Origin of the sequence: Laspinema palackyanum D2c, from assembly GCF_025370875.1 — a bacterium.
Lineage (GTDB): Bacteria > Cyanobacteriota > Cyanobacteriia > Cyanobacteriales > Laspinemataceae > Laspinema > Laspinema palackyanum.
In genome coordinates this window covers 406588-427056 of record NZ_JAMXFD010000002.1, presented here as the reverse complement: position 1 = coordinate 427056, position 20469 = coordinate 406588, and the positions used below count along the sequence as shown (strand labels likewise).

The window sequence follows — 20469 nt, the reverse complement described above, 5'->3', positions numbered from 1 at the left end:
ACAAGGGTTTGGACAGTATCCATCGGACTGGATCTGGGTTGGGAAAGAACTATTATGGGGTGAGAATAGAGGATGGGATGGGGTGTTACAAGCGTTTGCAGAGTATCCAGCGCAATTCCATTGCGGTTTGGTCTGGGGGGGTGAGTAATAATTCCCGTCCGGTTGCCCAGTTGACAAAGGATTCATGGGGAGGCCATGTTTCTTCGGGGCGATGGGTTTGTTCATAGTTGACCCAGGACTCATCGGAGATTAGTTCTAGGGGCAATCCGGCCATTGCATTGGCGAGGTCCGATCGCGTGAACAGGCAGGACCAGTTGACTTGCGACATCTGGCGGGTGACTAAATCGGGTTCGTAGTCAACGGCTGCGAGAAAGAGGCTAAATAGGACTGAACCGCCGGTCTGGAGGACATCACAGATTTTGACGAGGAACAGGCGTAGGCGATCGCGATCGAAGCAAAACAGGGGGAGGGTTTCGGTGGCGATCGCCAGTTGATACTGTCCCAAGGGCATTCGGACCAGGGGATTGAAGATATCTCCCGTAGTCACGGTGATGGGTAATCCAGTTTGTTCGGCAATCTGTTGGAGGCGATCGCAATAGGGAGGCACTAATTCCAAGGCATCCACGGGATGACCCCGTTGTGCCAGGGCCAAGGTATTCCGTCCAGTTGCGGCCCCGATATCCAAAACTGAGGCAGTCCTCGGGTCTTCTATTAACTCAGCAATATCCAGAACTTTCCCATCGGGAGTCATGCCAAACCAGGGCTGTTCATTCTGGTTCATCCACTCCTGATATTCCTCCATATCCGATAAGACAGAGATGGAAAATTCAAAGGTTAATCCGGTTTTTGGGGGTTCTGCCGGATGGTACTTGAGTCTGAGGCGCGCATGGGGAGATAAGGCAAATCCCTCTTCTAACTTTTTGTCCAAAATTTGATAGAGTTGATTTCGTTCCGCTTCTTGGAACGGAATCGCCAAACTATCGAATAGGGAACCAATTCGATGGCGGTAATACTCTCCCATTGCTGGGACTGCGGGCATAATTAGTTCGCCCACGGTTTCCAGTCTTTGGTTAAAACTGGTCAGCATCGCTTGCAAGAGTACATCAGGGTCCGTGATCACTGGCACTGAAGCAGTCGGGTGGTTTGGATTTGCCGATGTCATTGGGTTATCAAGTTTAAAGTCTGTGGATCAACGGTCGGGTGAACGGGGTGCGATCGCCTCCTCTGGGGTGTTCCTGATTCAGTCTTCGTTCCCTGAGTTACCCAGGGAATGCAGAAATTGGAGGAACTACCTCCTCGTCAAGGTATAGATTAAATCTGCAACAACTTACTGGGTTTAATCTGAGACTACCCCGGGGCGATCGCCTCTCGATTGGCACATTTTTCTCAGCGGATCTGACACCTCCGTATCCCTGAAAAGTTTACCTCAATTTTCCCAGGATGGACAAAATTTAAACTTTGCTTAAGTTTTGTCCGCCTCGGCCTCTGAATCGGTTATCTTTAGAAAATTCCTGCCTTATTTTCCTCAAAAATCTACCCAGAGGTTGTGTTAAACTCAATCTCATGAGTTTAGCCTGATTCCCCCAATCGCGCTCAAACCGCTCGAACTTGAAAATTGGCAGCTACAATCGGTTTAGTCTCAATCCTCATTTTAGTATCAGCCCAGAGTGCATAATAATATGAGCAATTATCTAGCTATTGCCACCGTGACTGCCTGTTTACAACGGATGTTACAGTCTTCTGTTCAATTAGATTTAGATGGTGCAAGAGTCACCACCGTTCGCCCCAATAATTTAGGCAGCGGGACTCCTGAAAAAGGGGTTAACCTCTATATGTACCAAGTCTCTCTCAATCCTGTGTGGCAAAAGAATGCAGAAGTCCGGATGCGGAGTACCCGGGATGCGGGGGCGAAAAAATCCCGGACCGCATTAGATTTGCATTATATTTTCAGTTTCTACGGCAATGAAACGGAATTAGAACCGCAACGACTGTTAGGCAGTGTGGTGAAAATTTTGAGCGATCGCACCACCTTGACCCGAGAAACCATTTACGAAACTCTCGCTGATTCTAGCTATCCCTATTTAACCGATTCCAATTTAGCAGACCAAACCGAAGAAATATGCTTTAGTCCGATGGATTTATCCTTGGAAGATTTATCCAAAGTTTGGTCGGTATTTTTTCAAACGCCTTATAGTATTTCCTTGGTATATAAAGCAACGGTGGTGATGATTGAAGGAGAAGAATCCGCTTACCGAGCGTTACCCGTGCGCGAACGCGCCCTCAGTGGCGTTATTCCCTTTTTTAATCGCCCCTTGGTAGAACAAGTGGTCTCTCGTTCGGGAAAATTTGAGCCTATTCTAGCCAATAGTACCCTCCTAATTCGGGGTAAAAACCTGAACAATAAACAGACAACGGTGCGGATTAGTGGGGTAGAAATCACCCCCCAATCCGTTAGTGAAACTGAGTTAGTTGTTCCCCTTTCCTTAACCCCAGAACATTCGTTAAAAGCAGGGGTACAAAGTCTACAAGTCATTCATCATGTCTCTACTGAATCTCGGGGAGACAATGGCAACGGATGGCGGGGAGAATACACTCAAGAAACTGCGACCCAAACCTTATCCAAACCGACAGTATTCTCCCAAAGTTTAGAATCGAATGCCATTCCGTTTATTTTACGTCCCCTGGTAACCAAAGTGACGGTTTCTAAATTAGAAGGAAAAGACGAAGATGTGCGATCGGCTCAGATTAAGGTCCGGGTCAATTTGACTCTGGGTAAACAGCAGCGGATTGTATTAGTTTTGAATGAAAAATCCACCCAGAATCCGGCTGCCTATATGTTTGAAGCCCCCAACCGTCATCGCGATGGGATGGTAGTGACAATTCCCGTTAAAAATGTGAAACCGGGTGAGTATTTGCTGCGGTTACAGGTGGATGGGGCGGAAAGTATTCTGAATGTGGATTCGGATCCAAACAGTCCTAATTTTAATCGTTATACTGAGCCTAAGATGGTGATTCGGTGAGGGGATTAGGAACCACTGATTTCATTGATGTTCACGGAAGAGAGGGGGAGGATGAATTGGATGGGGTGAGATGATTATGACCAATGACCAAGGACAAACGTTCGTAGTAACGACTTTAGTCGTTTCTTATCAACAAAATGCCCGGACGACGACTGAAGTCGTCACTACAAACAACGGAAAAAATTCCCATTATGAATGAAGAAGAGTTGAAAAAACGGCTGAATCAAGAGGTTGATATGATGAGTATCAATCAGTTAAATGAGTTAGGGAATCGAGCGGTTAAAATGGGGTTGATTGTGGGTCATGGATATCGGGGGGGGAAGTATGAAATTTTGCGGAAAGGAGAAGCATTGATGATGACTCCCCAGGAAGCTCAGAGTTATTTTGAAAATTTGATTAAAGAAATTGGTGGCTAAATGTCTGGAGTCAATATGAGTCCGACTAAAACTTGGTTGATCGCCAATCAAGAGTATTTGATGGCGGAGATCGCCCGGGTTCGTTCCTATTTACAGATTCACCTCCAACGCCTGAATCCAGAGGCGGAATTTGATACAGCCGAATTCTTTTCGCTTAAGGAACAGGCAATCGGTTGGCATTTGGAGACGCCTCCGAGTTTAAATGAACTGGGCGATCGCTTTGGATTATCAGCTTTTGAGCGAGATATCCTGCTGTTATGCGCCGGGATGGAACTGGATGGCACTTGGGGAACCCTCTGTGCCACTGCTCAAGGGGATGCTCAAGCTCAATATCCCACCTTTACTCTGGCTTTGGATGTCTTACCTTCACCGAATTGGATGGCACTGACGCCGGTGGGAGCATTGCGCCGGTGGCGATTGATTGAGATTGGGACGGGCAACGCCCTCACCCAGAGTCCCCTGAGAATTGATGAACGGGTGTTGCATTATTTAGTCGGAATTGAACATCCCGATGAACGATTGGTTGCAGCAGTCACCCGCATCCCCATCCAAGTGGGGGAAATGGACCGTTTATGTGGTTCCCATCGCCAGTTGGCGGAACAGGTGGCGGGAATGCTGGTGAGTGAAGAGTTGGGGAAGGTGCCGATTGTGCAATTATGTGGCAGTGATGTCGCCAGTAAGCGGGCGATCGCCTCGGCAGTTTGTAGTGCGATCGGTTGGAACTTGCACGTCATGGCAGGGGATGTCATCCCCATCGCCTTGGGGGAAATCACCGAGTTGATGCGGTTATGGGAGAGAGAGGCATTTTTAAATAACAGTGCCTTGCTATTAGACTGCGATGAAGTGGACAGTAATGATGTCGCCCGAGAAAGTGCGATCGCCCGCATTATCGAAAACTACGATAATCCCTTACTAATTACCAGCCGCGATCGCCGCCATCCCCGGCAACGTCCCTTAATCACCTTTGAAGTCGAACAACCCTCATCCCAGGAACAACGGGAACTCTGGGTCAATACCCTCGGTGCAGACGCTGCCCAGTTAAACGGTCACATTGAAACCTTAGTCTCCCATTTTAGCCTGAGCGCTCCCGCCATCCGTGCTGCCTGCCTCAAAACCAAAGGAACCAACCAGATTGCCACCGACAACAGCAACGACTTTGGCAGCCAACTGTGGCAGACTTGTCGGATTCAGGCGCGATCGCGCATGGAAGACCTCGCCCAACGCATCGAATCCGGTAGCCAGTGGGAGGACCTCGTACTCCCCGACATCCAACGAGACACCCTCCGAGAAATCATCGCCCATGTGCGACAACGGGCCAAAGTTTACGAAACCTGGGGATTTGGCGGCAAAAGTGGCCGAGGATTAGGCATCACCGCCCTGTTTGCCGGTGCCAGCGGTACGGGGAAAACAATGGCTGCTGATATTATCGCCCAAGAACTGCACCTCGATCTGTATCGCATCGACCTCAGTTCCATCATCAGTAAATATATCGGAGAAACCGAGAAAAACCTGCGCCGAGTCTTCGACTCCGCCGAAGCAGGCGGGTCCATCCTCCTCTTCGACGAAGCCGACGCCTTATTTGGCAAACGCAGCGAAGTCAAAGACTCCCACGATCGCCATGCCAACATCGAAGTCGCCTACCTCCTGCAACGCATGGAAGCCTATCGAGGATTAGCCATCCTCACCACCAACCTCAAAAGTTCCTTAGACCAAGCCTTCCTCCGCCGTATCCGCTTCGTCATTCAATTCCCCTTCCCCGACGCCAATCAACGGGAAGAAATTTGGCGACGTATTTTCCCCAAACAAACTCCAACTGAAGGGTTAAATTATCCTAAACTCGGTAAACTCAATGTCGCTGGAGGAAACATCCGCAATATTGCCTTAAACTCCGCCTTCATTGCCGCCGATGCTAATGAGCCCGTGATGATGAAACATATCCTGGAAGCGTCAAAAAGTGAATATATGAAATTAGAAAGACCTTTGACCGATATGGAGGTGAAGGGATGGGTGTGATGGGCGATCGCATCCCTGAACGAGAGAATCTAGGAACTTAGACGTTGGTCACCCGGCGATCGCGCTTTAACTTAGACTTTAGTCGATGGAGATCCTGGGGTGTTCGTGGGAAAGTAAATAAAGCTAATCTATATAACCAGATTTTCCCTACTTGGAAGACGGCAGACGACGCGATCGCCAAAACAGTTCCGACTTTTGGCCTGCGTTCTCATGCTCGATCTTGAATTTTCAACAAGCGCTAATCTAGGGACCGTTAGATCCCATATTTCTTAGTGTTTCTTACCTCACATTCAGGATCGAGATGAGTAGCGCGATCGCGAAGAACAAGCAAGGGGACTGGGTTTTCCCATCATCAGGAGTGCTACCCGTGGCTGATAATTTTTTTGATTTAGACAATGCTCCCAATGTGTTTACAGTAGGAGCCGAAATACCCATTGGCACTACAATTCGCGGTCTGGATGGGGCGGATAGGATTGACGGTTCAGGCAATCCTGATCTCATTTTGGGCAATATTGGAGCCGATACTATCTCGGGTCTCCAGGGAGCAGACACTATTCACGGGGGTCGGGGAGCGGATCTCCTGTTCGGGAACGAGGGAGCAGACCTGCTCATGGGGGAACGCGGCAATGATATCATCTTTAGCGGTAAGGGGGATGATATCTTGATGGGCGGCCAGGGTGATGACTTCCTATCTGGAGATGGCGGGAGTGACACTCTGACTGGGGATGATGGTTCCGATGCGTTTGTCTTAGATATCCGCCATACCACGAGCGATCGCAACCTTGCTGATCTAATTACCGATTTTAGTAACGATGACGGGGATGTATTTGCCCTCACCGATGGAGCCAATGATGCCCTGACCGAAGCGGATATTACCCTAGAAACCGTGGGCACCGATACATTTATTTCCCTCAAGGCGAATGGAGAGTTCCTAGCGCGGGTTCAGGGAGTCAGTGCCGAAGACTTAACAGAGACTTTCAGTACCGTGCGCGCCACCCGCGACGACACAGAACCGGGGGCAAGGAATCTGGGGTTGATACCTGGGAGAGTGAGCATTCAAGGGGAAGTGGGCGATCGGGATTTTCTGGACTTGTTCCAATTCCAAGTAACCGAAAGCAGCATCGTTGAGTTCAGTCTCACCGGATTGAGTGCCGATGCGGATTTGCTACTCTATCAGGATTTGGATGAGGATGGGGAACTGGGAGGAGAGGAAATTATTACCTCCTCAGAACGATGGGACAGTGCTGATGAAAGCATCGAAAACGTCTCCCTCGATCCGGGTCAATATTTCATCGGGGTAGAGCAATTTGAGGGAGATACCAGCTACATCCTCAGTTTAGCTGGAGTTGCCGGAACAGTAGCCCGAGATTTAGCCGGCGATCGGCCCAGTAGTGCACGCAACCTAGAAGCAGACGGCGATGTAGAATTGCATGACTATGTAGGGGGGAGCGATCCCGTGGATACCTATCGCCTGGAGGTATTTGCTGGGGGATATATAGATATGTTTACCGATTACCAGGAGAGCGATCTCAACCTGAGCCTATGGAGCGATCGCAACGGCAATGACCAGTTAGACCCCGATGAGGTCATTGCACAGGGGACAAATGAAATCGAACTCAACAGTATCAACCCCGGCATCTATTACATCAATGTCACTGCTCCGGGCGCGGCAACACCCTACGAAATTTTTGCCATCTCCGAACCGGGCAGTCGCGTCGGCATTGAAAGCTATAACCCCCTACTCCCCGGTATCCCCAGGAAGGGGCAGCTTGATCGCAACGATGAGTTCGATCCCAACGATCAGGACAACTACGCCGATCCCTACCTGTTGCCAGAACTGGGGGCCGGGTTAACAGTCACAGTGACTCAGGAATCACAGGATTTTGATGCTTATCTAACCGTAGTGGATCTGCTCACGGGCGAAGTGGTTGCTGAAAACGATGATATCGACATCGAAGGCGGCAACTACGACGCTCAAGTGAGCTTCACTACAACCCAAGGTGGCAAGTATGTCGTCTATGCCTCCAGTGTGGATTCTCCGGGGTTTGGCGACTATACCCTAAATGCCCTAGTCACAGGGACGCCGACTCCCCCAGCAGTCCGCAGTGCCAGTGCCAGCAGTAACCTTGAGTTGGATGCAGCGAACAATTGGTCTTCGGGTTCTATCCGAACCAACAATTTGTCTTTGGGTTCTATCGCCCTGCCAGCGCCAGTCTTTCTGGAAAAAGGCGGGCGGAGTGATACGGGTTTAGAACAAGACAAGGTTCATGAGTTTACCTACCAACCCCTAACCGGGGGTCAGATCTCTCCCATTCAAATCAATAACTTGAACCAAGGCGGATTTGGGGACTGCGCCTTTCTGGCAGCCTTGGCTGCTACCTTCGGCAAGATAGAAGATCCCAGCGCCGCTGCCTTAGCAACCAGTGCCGTTCTCAACAGTGGGGTTACCACTGATGGCAATAACTATACCTTCCAGTTCTATAACTACCAAACGGGCAATCCGACCACAGTAACGGTGGATAACCAAGTGCCAATCGATCAGTCTCTCTTGTTTGGGGCAAAGTGGAGCAATGATTCTGTCTCACCAAACCAAGCCTCGGGGCAACCCGTCTGGGCCTCAATTTTTGAACGAGCCTATGCGAAGTGGCGGGGTGAGGAGACGGGTCGCAATGGCTATGATGTGATAGGAAATGGTGATTTCGGGGGGCTTCCCCTCCGCCGAGTGACGGGTCAAGCCATCCAAGAGATTAGCTGGGATGATTCCCAAGATAATACCGAATATTCTCTAATCGACTTCAGTGATGAGATGAGCGGTAATTATCGTTTATTAGGGAATATTACCCCGGATGAAATCTTTCAAAACATTCAAAACACATTGAATGGCGGTCGCTATGCCATGTCTGGGACAATCTCAAATGCCGAACAGCTATCTCAGGGTATGCTGGTGGGCGGCCATGCCTATAGTGTTCATAATGCTTTTGTTGATCAGAGTGGCACGAAAATGATCCTAGTCCGGAACCCCTGGGGCAGCGATACTCAAAACGGGGCAGTGGATAATATTAATGATGGATTTGTGTCCCTAACCTTCGATCAGTTTTTGCAGAACTTTGCTGCGGTGAGCCTGTCTCAGTAATCGTCTCTACCCAGTCGGGAAATTAATTATCCGATCGCATTCAAAATGCCCTAGGCTGCTATCCTTAAAGATAGCAGCCTAGCCTTTTTATTGACTATGCAAATCGTTACCCGCCCAATTTTTTACCCATTTTAAATAAATGCCAGGGGAGTAATTAAACTACATTTTTACCCCAATCATTATCCAAGCCAAAGCCGTTCAACTGTTAAACAACAATGGGCAAGCCCAAGTCATCAACTACTTAAAAGGCAGCTACCACCGCCTCGGACTCCTCCTCAACTTCGGCGAAGCCAGCCTAAAAATCAAACGCTTCATCAACTAACCCCTCCCCACCTCCCACTCCGTGACCCTCTCCAAATCCGTGCAAATCCGTGTAATCAGGGGTTAAAAATCTAGACCTTAGTCCAATAGACCTGAGTTACCCGTTCATGAAATACTAGATAAAAATACCCTATCAATAGCGATCGCTGAGGCAAGACTATGGCAAGCGGACGGCAGATTCAGAAAAAAGGACCATCGAACACCACACCGACTCCTGCCACGGGGATGTTCAAACCCCGTCCTTTTGCCCAGGCTGCCGAATCCGAAACGGCGATCGCACCGGAATTACAAACCAAAGCAGAACCGGGACAAATCGGGGGAAGCCGCCTCTCGCGCATCGATGTTTCTGCCCCCCCACCCATCCAACCCAAACTCACCATTGGCGCACCGGACGATAAATACGAGCAAGAAGCCGATACCATTGCTCGCAAAGTCGTCAAACAAATTAGCGCCCCTACACCCCCAGATGGGAACGGAGGTGGGGATGCGGTGCAGCGTCAAATGTTTTCTAAACCTTCAATCATGAGACTCACGGTGCAACGCCGAGAAGCCGTAGAGGGGGGAGCCGCTTCATCAGACTTGGAAAGTACCATCAGTCAAGCCAGAAGTGGTGGGACGCCCCTAGGGGAACCGATTCGTCGCCAGATGGAAGGCGCATTTGGGACAGATTTTAGTGGGGTGCGCGTTCATACCAATAACACGGCTGATACTCTCAACCGTTCCCTGAGCGCTCGTGCTTTCACCACGGGAACTAATATCTTTTTCAAGCAGGGAGAATATAATCCTAGTAGTTCAAGCGGAAAAGAATTACTTGCTCACGAACTGACTCATGTGGTGCAGCAAAATGAAGGAACTGTACAGCGGCAACAGGCTCCCAACATTCAACGAAGCAAAGAAGATGGCGAACCCGATAATTTAAATTCTAACTTAAATCCCACTGTTTTCAAATCACAAACTTATGGGAAAACTTGGACCCGAGATGCAGAGATTACTCTGATTGACCGATGGTTACAAGCTACGGATAACTCAGAAACATGGGAAGACCAACAGTACAACTTGATACAAGTTTTGGAGGCTTGTGAACAGTGGATGACACGGTACGGAAATTCCGACAAAATACCATTTGGCAAAAAATCCTCCAGTGAAGGCCGTAAGCCTATCATTGAAGAACTTATCGGTTTAACTCGCCAAGCTCTCCAACTGTCTGGAGGAGTAGGCAATCCAGGGTCAAGTGTTCCTAGTTTGGCAGAAGAGAGTGGCTCTACAGGTCTTAGTGATGAAACTTATGAAGCGCTAGAAGGCGGATTGACAAGTGTTGGGAGTGGCTCTGGCATCACCGGCGATATTTCAGATTTGGGGAAGGTTGAGGAGCATCTAAATGGTACGGCGACAGACTTTCTGGACGGAGGGGCCAATTTTTTCGGAGGTGCATTAGCTATTCGCAGTGGAAAAAACGCTTGGACGGAGGCAGAAACGACAGGAGAAAAAATTCTAGCTGTAACCCAAATAGGATCTGGTGCGGGACAAATGGCACACGGAGTTGGAAAAACAGTGAAGGCCAGCGGCGTAGTGAGCGGGGGCCCTGATCTTGCAGAGGCGACAAAGGACAAGTGGGGAGGAGCGGGAGATCTCGGTGGAGCTTTGGCAGATGGAGCTTCAGCAATCAATAACATTGCGCTAACCTTCAACTCTCTGCATAATATATATACTAATTGGCGGGTTTCTACCGCAAAAGAAAAAATAGCAAGTGGCTTAGAAGCAGCAGGTAATATTGCTGACTCGGTTAAAGATGGCTTTAATACCGCTAAGGGTATTGGAAATGTATCAAAGGCATGGGCAGGAGGAACCTACTCGGGAGCGGCAGCTATGACCCAGGCCGCATCTATTGCGGGTATTGTGACTGGCTCGATTACGATCGCCCAAGGTGGATTCCAAATTTATCGGGCAAAAGGAGCAAAAGATGCTGTTAAGGAAACTGAGAAAAAACAGCAAGAATTGATAGATACCATCTACGCTCGCTACTTACAAATCGAAGAAGAATCAGCTTCACTCCAGGAAGAATTCGCATTTTTAGATGATCCAAGTATCGATTATGAAACCAAGAGCAGACAAGTCAGCGCCATAATTATCCAAATAGAGGAGATTGAGGAAGGCTGCATCAAACTCTCCGCAACCCTTAAGGAACTCAGTGTAGTGCAAGATGAATTTTCACCGGCTACCTCCGCCATGAAAAAAATTCAAAATCGCAAGATGGAAGAAGGGGGTTTCAAAATGGCGCAAGGAGGAACGTCGGTTGCCAGTAGTGCCTTGGTCCTTTCTGGTGTGGGTGCGCCTATTGCGATTGGCGTTGCTGCGATTGGCGGTATCCTCTCATTGGGTTTTGCGATCGTTAAGTACAGTCGGAATAAAGCAGCAAACCTCTTAACTACGATCTCTCGGCGAATAACGTCTGGTGGAAAACCTAAAGCTCAACGGGATGAAGATGTCAGTTATCGAGAAATGGAAAACCGGGTTTACAAATGTTATTACAGCCACATGACCCAAGTGCTGACCCGCGATCCGGCTCCGGGCTTATCTGAGGATGAATTTAGTGATATCAAGACTTTTGCTCGACAAGAAAAAGAGGACCGGGTTAATAAGGACAAACAAAAACATATCATTAAAATTGAAGGGCTAAATGATAAGAAAGATAAAAGTAAGATTGAACCGGAGGTGAAAAAATTAAGTGAGTCTCAGATGAAACAGACTTGGATAGAAATCCAGAACGAAAAACAAAAAGTGATTACGAAAGAAGCACCCAAAGGCAAAATAGGCCGACTCAAGCTGTATGTGAGTGCTTCTAGTCATAAGAGTGGCAAAGCTCATGAAGCCAATGTAGCAGATGTGGTTGCAGCATTGTACAAGTTATGTACTCGAGGATTTAACAAAGAAAAGGGACAATTTGTAGAAGCTCCGATTCAACCTACCGGACAAGCTGATCCTGAAACCTTAAAAGAATTTGGTAACATTACTCTTTTGGGGCTTTTAAAGGCGGCTGCTATCACAGAGGCACGGTGGGCAAAATGGTTAAACGAAGCAGAAAAGCAGCCTGCTGACAAACAGGAAGAGGTTTTGAAAAAACAATTAACCAACCACATAAAATAGGAGGCTAAATGGGAGCATCTCAATTTTGAAAAGAGACATAACCTCCCTACAGGGGGGTTGGTTCAGATTTGTTTTTAGGCAAAATTTGAGATGCTACCGGCTAAATCGGACTCTTGTAACCCCTTTTCTGGAAAATTTTATTTTAGGCAGATTCTTCTAAGATTAGGATAAAGTTACACAAGCATTCGCGTCAAATCAACCGGGATTCAGAAACATGACTCAATTGTTTGATAGATTAGTCAATTTTTACGAAAGTATTAACTGGGAGGTAGAAAAAATTCCCAATGAAACGATTCTTTCGGTCACTTATGGCGGTGAAAATGGTCAGTGGGTGTTTGTCGCTTCTACTGATGAAGAGAATGGCTTAATCGTGATGTTTGCCCGGGTCCCCGAATCCTGCCCTAAAGAAAAGTTTAACGTGATGTCGGAGTTTTTTGATCGCGCTAATTTTGGCATGACTCATGGAGCATGGGTGATGGACCGCCGGGATGGTGAAATGCGCTATCGTGTAGGGGTGGATTTAGAAACTATGGATGTAGGCTCCCCCTATATTAAAGAACTGACTCTTTACACGAATTTAACAATGGAAAAATATTTACCTGCCATTCAAGCTATCCTTCGTGATCAGGTAACGGCGGAAGAAGCGTTTGAGCAAGTTTTTCCTAATTCATAAGGAGTGAGCTGTGATTTATAGAATGCGATCGCATTTTACTTGTCTGCTCTATAAAACTTAAACAAACCCGGACATAGCCGGATATTGATGTTTATTTCTTGCTTCGTCCGGGACTGTCGGCAGCACCCCGTCCACAAGTGTAATCGTCGGAACCCGGCGATTTTTCTAACGTTATACTCGCATTCAAATCTCTATCAATCTTCAGACCACAGTTGGGACATTCAAAAGTCCGTTGGCTTAACGGCATTTTTTGTCGATAACCGCAATTAGAACAGAGTTGACTGGATGGATAAAATCTATCGGCAATAATCAACTTTGAACCATAGCGCTCCGTTTTGTAACCGAGTTGCCGACGGAACTCATAAAATGAAGCATCAGCGATAGAACCGGCCAAACAATGATTTTTCAACATCCCAGACACATTCAAATCTTCAATGACTACTTGACTGTGATTCTTAGCCAAAAACGTAGTTATTTTGTGAATGGCGTCTCGACGGATGTTTGCTACTCTCTGATGTAGTTTTTGGACTTTTAAGAGACATTTGGCCCGATTTTTCGAGCCTTTGACTTTGCGGCTTAAATGGCGTTGCAATCTAGCTAGTTTTTGTTTAGCTGCTTTATACGCCCTGGGATTAGGGAATGTGGTCCCATCGCTAGCCGTCGCTAAAGTGTTAATTCCTAGGTCAACCCCGATTCTCTCTCGACACTTAGGTGTAATCTCTGGTGTGATTTCTACAAAAAAGCTGATATACCAGTCACCCCCTTGGCGCGTTATCGTGACTTTCTTAACCCAACTTTCGGGTAGAGCCTCAAATGTAGAAACCCAGCCCACAAAAGGAAGTTTGTGGCGAGTTCCTGACAATCTGAATGGTTTGCCGGAATTGTCGAGCGTAAAGCTATCATGGCGACCTTTCTTCTTGAATTTGGGATAACCGCCTAGGCCCTTGAAGAAGCGTTTAAAGGCGTCACCTAAATTAATGAAGGCATATTGATACACCTTAGAGGACAATTCGGACATCCAAGGGTATTGAGGTTTTACATAATTAGTAAAAACCTTTTTAATGGAGTTGACATTAGGCTTTAGGCCATCTTCATAGGCTGACATCCACAAACCTAATCCCCAATTGAAAACAAACCGAGCATAGCCCGCGTGTTTGACCATCAAGGTAGCTTGACGGTCATTGAGTTTTAGTTTGGTGCTCCAAGCCTTGTAAGTCATTGCTCCATTTTACGATAGTCTGACTACATTAGGGTGTGGGATTGCAGATTTAATCTGCAAATTCCCTGGGATATTTACCTTGTTGTCCTGAAATGTTCAGGGAATTTAGGATTAAATCTAGCTCCCATCCAAAAGCAAGCGTCGGACGCGATCGCTCGAAACTCCCAATAACTTAGCGACTTCTTTGGTTCCAACTAGCATGGCAACAATTAAAATAACAGCATAATAGTTTATTTTGCCAGTTCCCGGCTAAGTTGTCTAGCCTTTTAGCGCTGATTTGGGTATCCAGGTGCGATCGCCTCTTCTCCCTGTGCCCCCTCACCCTCAATCGGGTCCGAAACCGGGTTTCTTCATCGCAATCTGTTGCATCTGGGCAACTATTACGGCAGAAACCCGGTTTCTTGTTCTTCCCGCAGATGCCTAATTCCGGGAAGTCGGATTCGGCTGCTTCATTTCCTCCAGAATCATCTCTTGATTAATCAACGCTTGAGAATGAGTCGGATTTAGTTCCAATGCTTTTTGTGTCGCCGCTAAAGCATCCCCATATTCTTCTAAAAATCGTAGGGCAATGCCTTTGCCTGCCCAAAAATCAGCATTTTCTGCATTAATTTGGATAGCCTGTTCGTAAGTCGTAACCGCTTCTCCATAGCGGCGCAGTGCCATCAGTCCGAGGGCGCGATTGTAGAGCGCCGGGGCAGATTCGGGGGCCATTCCTAGGGCGCTATCAGCAGAAGCAACAGCTTCGGCATAGCGTTCTAAGCGATAGAGGACGGCACTCTGATTTACCCAAATATCTGCCATTGTGGGCCGATCGCCTACGTTGGCATCCCCTCTCAAGGCGCGATTGTACGCATCTACGGCTTCATCATATCGGCCTAATCCGGTGAGAATTCGCCCTTGGTTGAACCAGGCTAAGGATGACCCGGGGGCGAGGGCGATCGCCCGTTCGGTGGCGGCTAAGGCTTCTTGTTCTCGGTTCAAATGCCACAGGGGAACGCTGCGATTACTCCAAGCATCGGCTAACTGGGGATTGAGTCCGATCGCCTTATTAGAAGCAGCCAGGGATTCTTCATAGTTTTCCAGTCCAGTTAAGGCATTGGCTAACTGCACCCAAGCATAAGCCGGTCCCAAGTCGCCCCAGTTGCCATCTCCCTCCTGTAGTGCCATTTCACAAGCGGCTTTTGCCGGTTCATAGCTGCCTAATCGGTTCAAGTTGGCGCATTGATGCAGCAAGGTAAAGGAAGATTTAGGATTAATTTTAACCGCCCATTGGAAGGAGAGTTGCGCTTCGGGGTGTCTACCGAGGATGCCGAGGATAATGCCTTGTTCGGTCCAGGATGCAGCATCATTGGGTTCCAATCCCAAGGCGCGATCGTAGGCGGCTAAGGCTTCGTCATAGCGTCGTTGGGATTTGAGCAGTCTGGCTTTGTTCGCCCAGGCAACGGCAGGGTTGAGGGTTCCCCAATTTTGATCGACTTGCAAGGCGCGATCGCAAGCTGTCAGCGCTTCTGCACCTTGTCCCAATTGCGAGAGAATGGCGCATCGTCCCGCCAAGGCGATGGAATAATTAGGATTAATTTTAATCGCCCATTCGTAGGAGGCGAGGGCTTCTTCGATTTGACCGGAACGACTCAAGGCGACTGCGCGATGGTACCAAGCAACAGCAGGGGATTGGGTTTCCCAGTTGTTATCCATGCGTAAGGCGGTGTCACAGGAGGCAATTGCTTCTTCATATTGACTCAGTTCGACTGACCCGGAACAGCGTTTGGTGAGTAATAGGGAATTGTTCGGGTCGCGTTCAATGGCTTGGTTGTAGGCGGCGACGGCTTCGGCATATTGGGTTAAGGCAAATAAGGCATCGGCGCGATCGCTCCAGACGAGGGGGTCATTGGTATTTAAGGCGATCGCAGCATCACAGGCAGCCACTGCCTCCTCATATTGTGCTTGTTCCAGCAAGGTTCGACATAACCCCGCCCAATGGGAAAAATCCTCTAACCCCTCCTGTGCCAATACCCGAGAGTTGCCGCTTCCCACCCCCATCCCCGCCATCATCAATAGAACGGATACCCCGATTTTTACTGACTTTCTTCCGGTTTTTCCTAGCTGGTTATTCATATAATTTCTCTGCTTCTGTCATCACTGGTTTGGATTAGTTTCTTCTTCAATTGCAGCGATTTTCGATACCATTGGGCATAATCGCATTACATAAATAAACCTGACTCAAATTCACCCCTTCTAAATTTGCCCCGGTCAAATTTGCCCCGCCCAGATTTGCCCCGGTTAAATTCGCTCCACTTAAATTGGCATTTTGCAGGTTCGCCCCAAATAAATGGGCGGCTTCCAGATTCGCCCGACTTAAATCGGCTCCCTGCAAATTGGCATTTGCCAGTCTCGCCCCTTTTAAGTTAATCCCGCTCAAATTCGCTTCCACCAGATTCGCATCGGTTAAATCTTGGTTTTCCGCCCCATGTTTGATTAAGTCTAAGATAAACAGCCATTGACTTTCTATGGCTGTTCCTTCATTAATTTTAATATCTCGCAGATTCGCATTCCCTAAGTTCGCACCAAATAGGTTAACGTTGCCTAAGTCTGCTTGTTCTAAATTAGCTGCGAATAAATTACTATCCCGCAGATTTGCTCCCTGGAAATTAGCATAACTCAAATCAGCCCGGGTTAAATCAGTTCCTAATAAAATACTATGACGTAAATCAGCACGTTGCAGATTTGCTCCGACGAGATTGGCTGAAGTAAAATCCGTATAATGGAGATAAGACTGAGTTAAATTGACTCCCGTTAAATTTGACCGTTCTAAATTAGACATAAATAAGGAAGCGCCCTCCAAGTTGGCTCCCTCCAAATTGATGCCGGTTAAGTTCATCGCTTCGAGATTTGCACCGGACAAGTCGCTTCCGGCAAGGGTTTGACTGGCTAAGGGTTGATTGACAACCGTCCAAATAAACTGCCATTTACTATCGAGAATTGTTTCACCATTCAGGAGAGTGCCTTTGAGATTGGTTCTAAACAGTTTGGCTTCTTCTAAGTTGGTACTACTGAGATTTGCACCTTCTAGGTTGGCATTTTCTAAGTTAACTTCTTTTAAATTAGCACCGGATAAATTAGCATTTTTAAAGTTGGCATTTTTGAGATTGGCTTTTTCTAAATTAGCCAGAGGGAGGGTGGCGTCTTGTAAGTCAGCATTTTCTAAAATAGCTTCTTTTAAATTAGCGAGTTCCAAATTAGCGGAATTGAGATTAGCGCCTAAGAATTCGGCTTTTTCTAAATTCGCTTGATGGAGGTTGGCTCTAAATAAGGTTGCTCCGTTGAATTTGGCTTTTTCTAACTGCGCTTGTTCTAGGGTGGCGCTGCCGAGGGTGGCATTGCTTAAATCCGCTTCCCACATTCGCGATCGCGACAAGTTCGCCCCATCAAGTTTCGCACCTCTAAGATTCGTCAATCTCAGGTTAGAGTCGGACATATCTGCACCTTGAAGTTCCGCCCCCATCAGATTTGCTTCTTGGAGGTTGCAGCCAGTGCATTGACGGGTTTCTTGCAATTTAGCCACATCCGAACCTTTGGCGGCGAAGACAGGACTCGGCAGGGAAATCAGGGAAAATAAGGACCAATGACATAAGACCAATGACCAATAACAAAAGATAGGAATGGGCGGGCGGGATTTTTTCATGTTCATTACCCTATGTTTCTGGGGTTCAAGATAACTATTACGCGCAAGATAGATATTTTTTCAACCCCGCCCCCGAGGGCGAGAAGCAAAGTAGAAACAGCCCACCAATGACCAATGACATAAGACCAATGACCCATTTAATTAAACTGCGGAGGCAGTTCGGCTGGAGCAAGGGGTTCAGTCTCAAAGAACTTGGGACCCGGTTCTTCTTCTGCTTCCTCTGTTCCCTCGGCAGCACCATCGGGGGTTCCTCCTGGGGCGGCACCATCCACACCACCGGGGAGATTTGCCCCAGGAACGGGGAGTTCTACCGGGGGTGGACCCACAGCATCGCCGCCCGGGGTGGGCGGTGCAGGAATGACCAAGGCGGCCTCTGGAGTCCCGGGTGCGGGGGAAGCTGCTGGGTCACCTGGTGCGGTGGCGGGTGCCCCGGGAGTGGGAACCATTGCCGGGGCTTGTTCGACTGCCGGGGGTGGCGGAACTTCCACGATTTCTGGGGGTGGCGGGGGCGCTAATGTCTCGATAATCACCGATCGCTGTTGTTGGTTGCCCTCGGCGTCAGTAACTTGTAGGGTAATCGTTTCACTGCCCGGTTCTTGACTCACGGGATAGGGCATTCTCCCTTCTGGGGGCACCGTTCCCGGGGCGGGTAGCAGTTCAACTTTCATGCCGTTCCCCCCTTCTACCTTCCAGGAAATCATCAGGGAATTTTGTTGGGGATTAGCTTGTCTAAGCAATTTCGGCGGTGCGGGTTGTCCATTAAAGGTAAATTCCACAATCCGGCTGGGAATCTTTTGAGCCAGAATTTTAATCGTATTGGTTCTACGGATTTCTAATTGTTCCGGTTGTCCTTTTTTGGGGATAACCGTTAAGTCAAAAATATAGTCCCCAGGTTGAATGGCATCGGTGGGAACATTGGCACAAATCACTTGGCGATTGGCGGGGTTTTCTCCACAAAATCCCCGCAACTCTTCGGGAATTCCCTCGGCAAAGTTATAGCGTTTTTCGACACTTTTAACCGTGCCATCAGGACCCAACCCAACCAATCTCATTTCTTGAATCTGAGCTAGATGAGAAAGCGTCCAATTTAACAAAATCCGATTACCCACGGTGGCGGGGGGAGCAGATGCCGTCGGGTTCCCTGGGGGTACTAGACGTTCTTGATAGACAGGTTGAGTGGAGGAAAATTCCTCAATTTTAGGTTCAGGAACGGGTAAAATCCGAATGGGATTAGTTCGGATGGTTTGGGTTTCGGCCTTGGGATTAATCGGAATGGCAGTCAGTTCAAATACATAATCCCCCGCCTCCCTGGCGTCAGTCCAGACATTGCGGCAAATCAGTTGTTCCCCTTGGGTACAAAAGCGCTCCAACCCATTGGGCAATCCCGGGGTCAACTCGTAAATAAACGGTCCACTCCGGACCAGTCCATCGGGAGAAAACCCGACTACGGTTACAGTTTTGAGGTGATTGGGATTGTTTATGGTCCAGTTGAGGCGAATCGCTTCATTATTCAGTTCTTGATAAGAATTACTTTCCGGGGAAAATTGCATGACTTGGGCGCGCACTGGGGGACGAGTTAACAGCCACCAAATCAGAAAAATCAGGGCGGCAACACTGGCGGACATGAGGAGGACAATGGGCAAAAATTGCCACCAGGGACGGGGTTCCCAAAATAAAGAGGCTTGAAAGCGATCGCTAATTAAGGGGAACCGTTGGAGGTCTTCAAGTTCAATGCTGAAATTAATCATCCGCCCGAAGAAAGGCCGCCATCCCTTGGTGGGTTTGACCGAAACCCCGACGGTAACAGAGGTTCCGGGTAAGAGTCGCACCACCGGAGGGGCGATCGTATAAGTACAGATGTCCTCTTCATCGGTACTTTTGGCATGGATGGCAATTTCGCGGATGACATTGCCTTGGTTGGATAATTTCAGTTCAAACAGTCCTGCCTCGCGCTTAATTTTGGCAACGAGGGAGAGCAGTTCGACGGTGACCAGATGCAGGGGAGCAATCTGGAGATAAACGACATCCAACAGGGCGAGGTCCGGATGGTTGGCGGAATAAACCCGGATGGTGGGGGCATAAACTCCGGCCCAAGTATCGGGAGGGGGGCTGATAAAGAGCAGGATTTGACCGACATCTCCGGGATTGAGTTCGAGCCCATCGGAGGCGATCGCCATGCCTGCTTGTTGGAACCCTTCAGGATAGATGATGGTAAACCACCGCGATTCCAGGTCCGGACAGGTCAGAAAAAAGCGGTCTACCCGGTCCGAACGGTTATGAACTGTGACCTGGAGTTCCAGGGGTTGTCCCGGTGCACAGAGGGCGGGGGAGACGGAACTGGTGGGGGGTTGGAGGGTAAAGGTGGGGTCGCTAACGGTCCGCGCTTCTTGAATGAAGGGCATGACCTGGAGTCGCACCTTCTGGTCAATGGGGGTTTCTTCGGGGTAATGTTGGGGCGCATCAATGACCAGGGTATAGTCGTAGGTGCCGGGGATGGCATCCACGGGAATCTGGACCTGAAACACGACTTCACTGGCTTGTCCCGCACTTAAGGCCAGTCGTTCCCGAGGACAAACAAACCACTGATGAACGGGGACGGTTTCAGCGATGAATACATCAATGATGGCGCTGACAGAACCTTGATTGGTGATGGTTGCGGTGAGTTCTAATACCTCCCCTGCCGTGACTAAGGCAACGCCTGCGGGATTGAGGATAATCCCAATCGGACGAATCTTAGGGCGATCGCCATTATTGTCTTCAAATCCATTAACTATCTGCCCCGATTTGGGACTATAACTCTGCATGACCATTCATTCTGCTCCTTCCTTGAAGAACCAACCACCAACCA

Annotated in this window: 13 protein-coding genes; 8 read left to right on the top strand and 5 right to left on the bottom strand. The window is 48.5% G+C overall.

The features are described 5' to 3' along the window. Window positions 1–85: 85 nt before the first annotated feature. A complete protein-coding gene (locus tag NG795_RS04475; RefSeq protein WP_367287467.1) occupies window positions 86–1162 on the bottom strand; it encodes a class I SAM-dependent methyltransferase in 1077 nt (358 codons plus the stop codon). Window positions 1163–1679: 517 nt separating this feature from the next. Between NG795_RS04475 and NG795_RS04470 the strand changes: the two genes are divergently transcribed. The 8 genes from NG795_RS04470 to NG795_RS04435 all read left to right on the top strand — a co-directional run bounded on the left by NG795_RS04470 (window position 1680) and on the right by NG795_RS04435 (window position 12720). Further along, a complete protein-coding gene (locus NG795_RS04470) occupies window positions 1680–3020 on the top strand; it encodes a Pvc16 family protein (RefSeq protein WP_367287466.1) in 1341 nt (446 codons plus the stop codon). 76 nt (window positions 3021–3096) lie between these two features. Then, window positions 3097–3219 carry a hypothetical protein gene (locus tag NG795_RS04465; RefSeq protein WP_367287465.1) on the top strand — a complete coding sequence of 41 codons (123 nt, stop codon included), beginning with the start codon at window positions 3097–3099 and terminating at the stop codon, window positions 3217–3219. After that, the gene (locus NG795_RS04460) at window positions 3212–3436 is read left to right on the top strand and encodes a hypothetical protein (protein ID WP_367287464.1); all 225 of its coding nucleotides are present in this window, start codon (window positions 3212–3214) and stop codon (window positions 3434–3436) included. The genes NG795_RS04465 and NG795_RS04460 overlap by 8 nt, the downstream gene beginning before the upstream one ends. Before the next feature lie 15 nt (window positions 3437–3451). Next, window positions 3452–5449 carry an ATP-binding protein gene (locus NG795_RS04455; RefSeq protein WP_367287463.1) on the top strand — a complete coding sequence of 666 codons (1998 nt, stop codon included), beginning with the start codon at window positions 3452–3454 and terminating at the stop codon, window positions 5447–5449. 367 nt (window positions 5450–5816) lie between these two features. After that, window positions 5817–8582 (top strand): C2 family cysteine protease, encoded by a 2766-nt coding sequence (locus tag NG795_RS04450; protein ID WP_367287462.1) that lies wholly within the window; start codon window positions 5817–5819, stop codon window positions 8580–8582. Window positions 8583–8745: 163 nt separating this feature from the next. Continuing rightward, window positions 8746–8904 (top strand): GxxExxY protein, encoded by a 159-nt coding sequence (locus NG795_RS04445; RefSeq protein WP_367287595.1) that lies wholly within the window; start codon window positions 8746–8748, stop codon window positions 8902–8904. 158 nt (window positions 8905–9062) lie between these two features. Next, entirely contained in the window at window positions 9063–12047 is a 2985-nt protein-coding gene (locus NG795_RS04440) for an eCIS core domain-containing protein (RefSeq protein WP_367287461.1), read from the top strand. 214 nt (window positions 12048–12261) lie between these two features. Continuing rightward, entirely contained in the window at window positions 12262–12720 is a 459-nt protein-coding gene (locus tag NG795_RS04435; RefSeq protein WP_367287460.1) for a type III secretion system chaperone family protein, read from the top strand. A gap of 91 nt (window positions 12721–12811) precedes the next feature. Here the strand turns inward: NG795_RS04435 and NG795_RS04430 are convergent, their stop codons facing one another. The 4 genes from NG795_RS04430 to NG795_RS04415 all read right to left on the bottom strand — a co-directional run bounded on the left by NG795_RS04430 (window position 12812) and on the right by NG795_RS04415 (window position 20431). Then, the gene (locus tag NG795_RS04430) at window positions 12812–13939 is read right to left on the bottom strand and encodes an RNA-guided endonuclease InsQ/TnpB family protein (RefSeq protein WP_367287459.1); all 1128 of its coding nucleotides are present in this window, start codon (window positions 13937–13939) and stop codon (window positions 12812–12814) included. A gap of 420 nt (window positions 13940–14359) precedes the next feature. Continuing rightward, window positions 14360–16054 (bottom strand): tetratricopeptide repeat protein, encoded by a 1695-nt coding sequence (locus NG795_RS04425; protein WP_367287458.1) that lies wholly within the window; start codon window positions 16052–16054, stop codon window positions 14360–14362. A gap of 46 nt (window positions 16055–16100) precedes the next feature. Then, on the bottom strand, window positions 16101–17621 hold the full coding sequence (locus NG795_RS04420; protein ID WP_367287457.1) for a pentapeptide repeat-containing protein: 1521 nt from the start codon (window positions 17619–17621) through the stop codon (window positions 16101–16103). A gap of 137 nt (window positions 17622–17758) precedes the next feature. After that, the gene (locus NG795_RS04415) at window positions 17759–20431 is read right to left on the bottom strand and encodes a transcriptional regulator (RefSeq protein WP_367287456.1); all 2673 of its coding nucleotides are present in this window, start codon (window positions 20429–20431) and stop codon (window positions 17759–17761) included. Window positions 20432–20469: the final 38 nt, after the last annotated feature.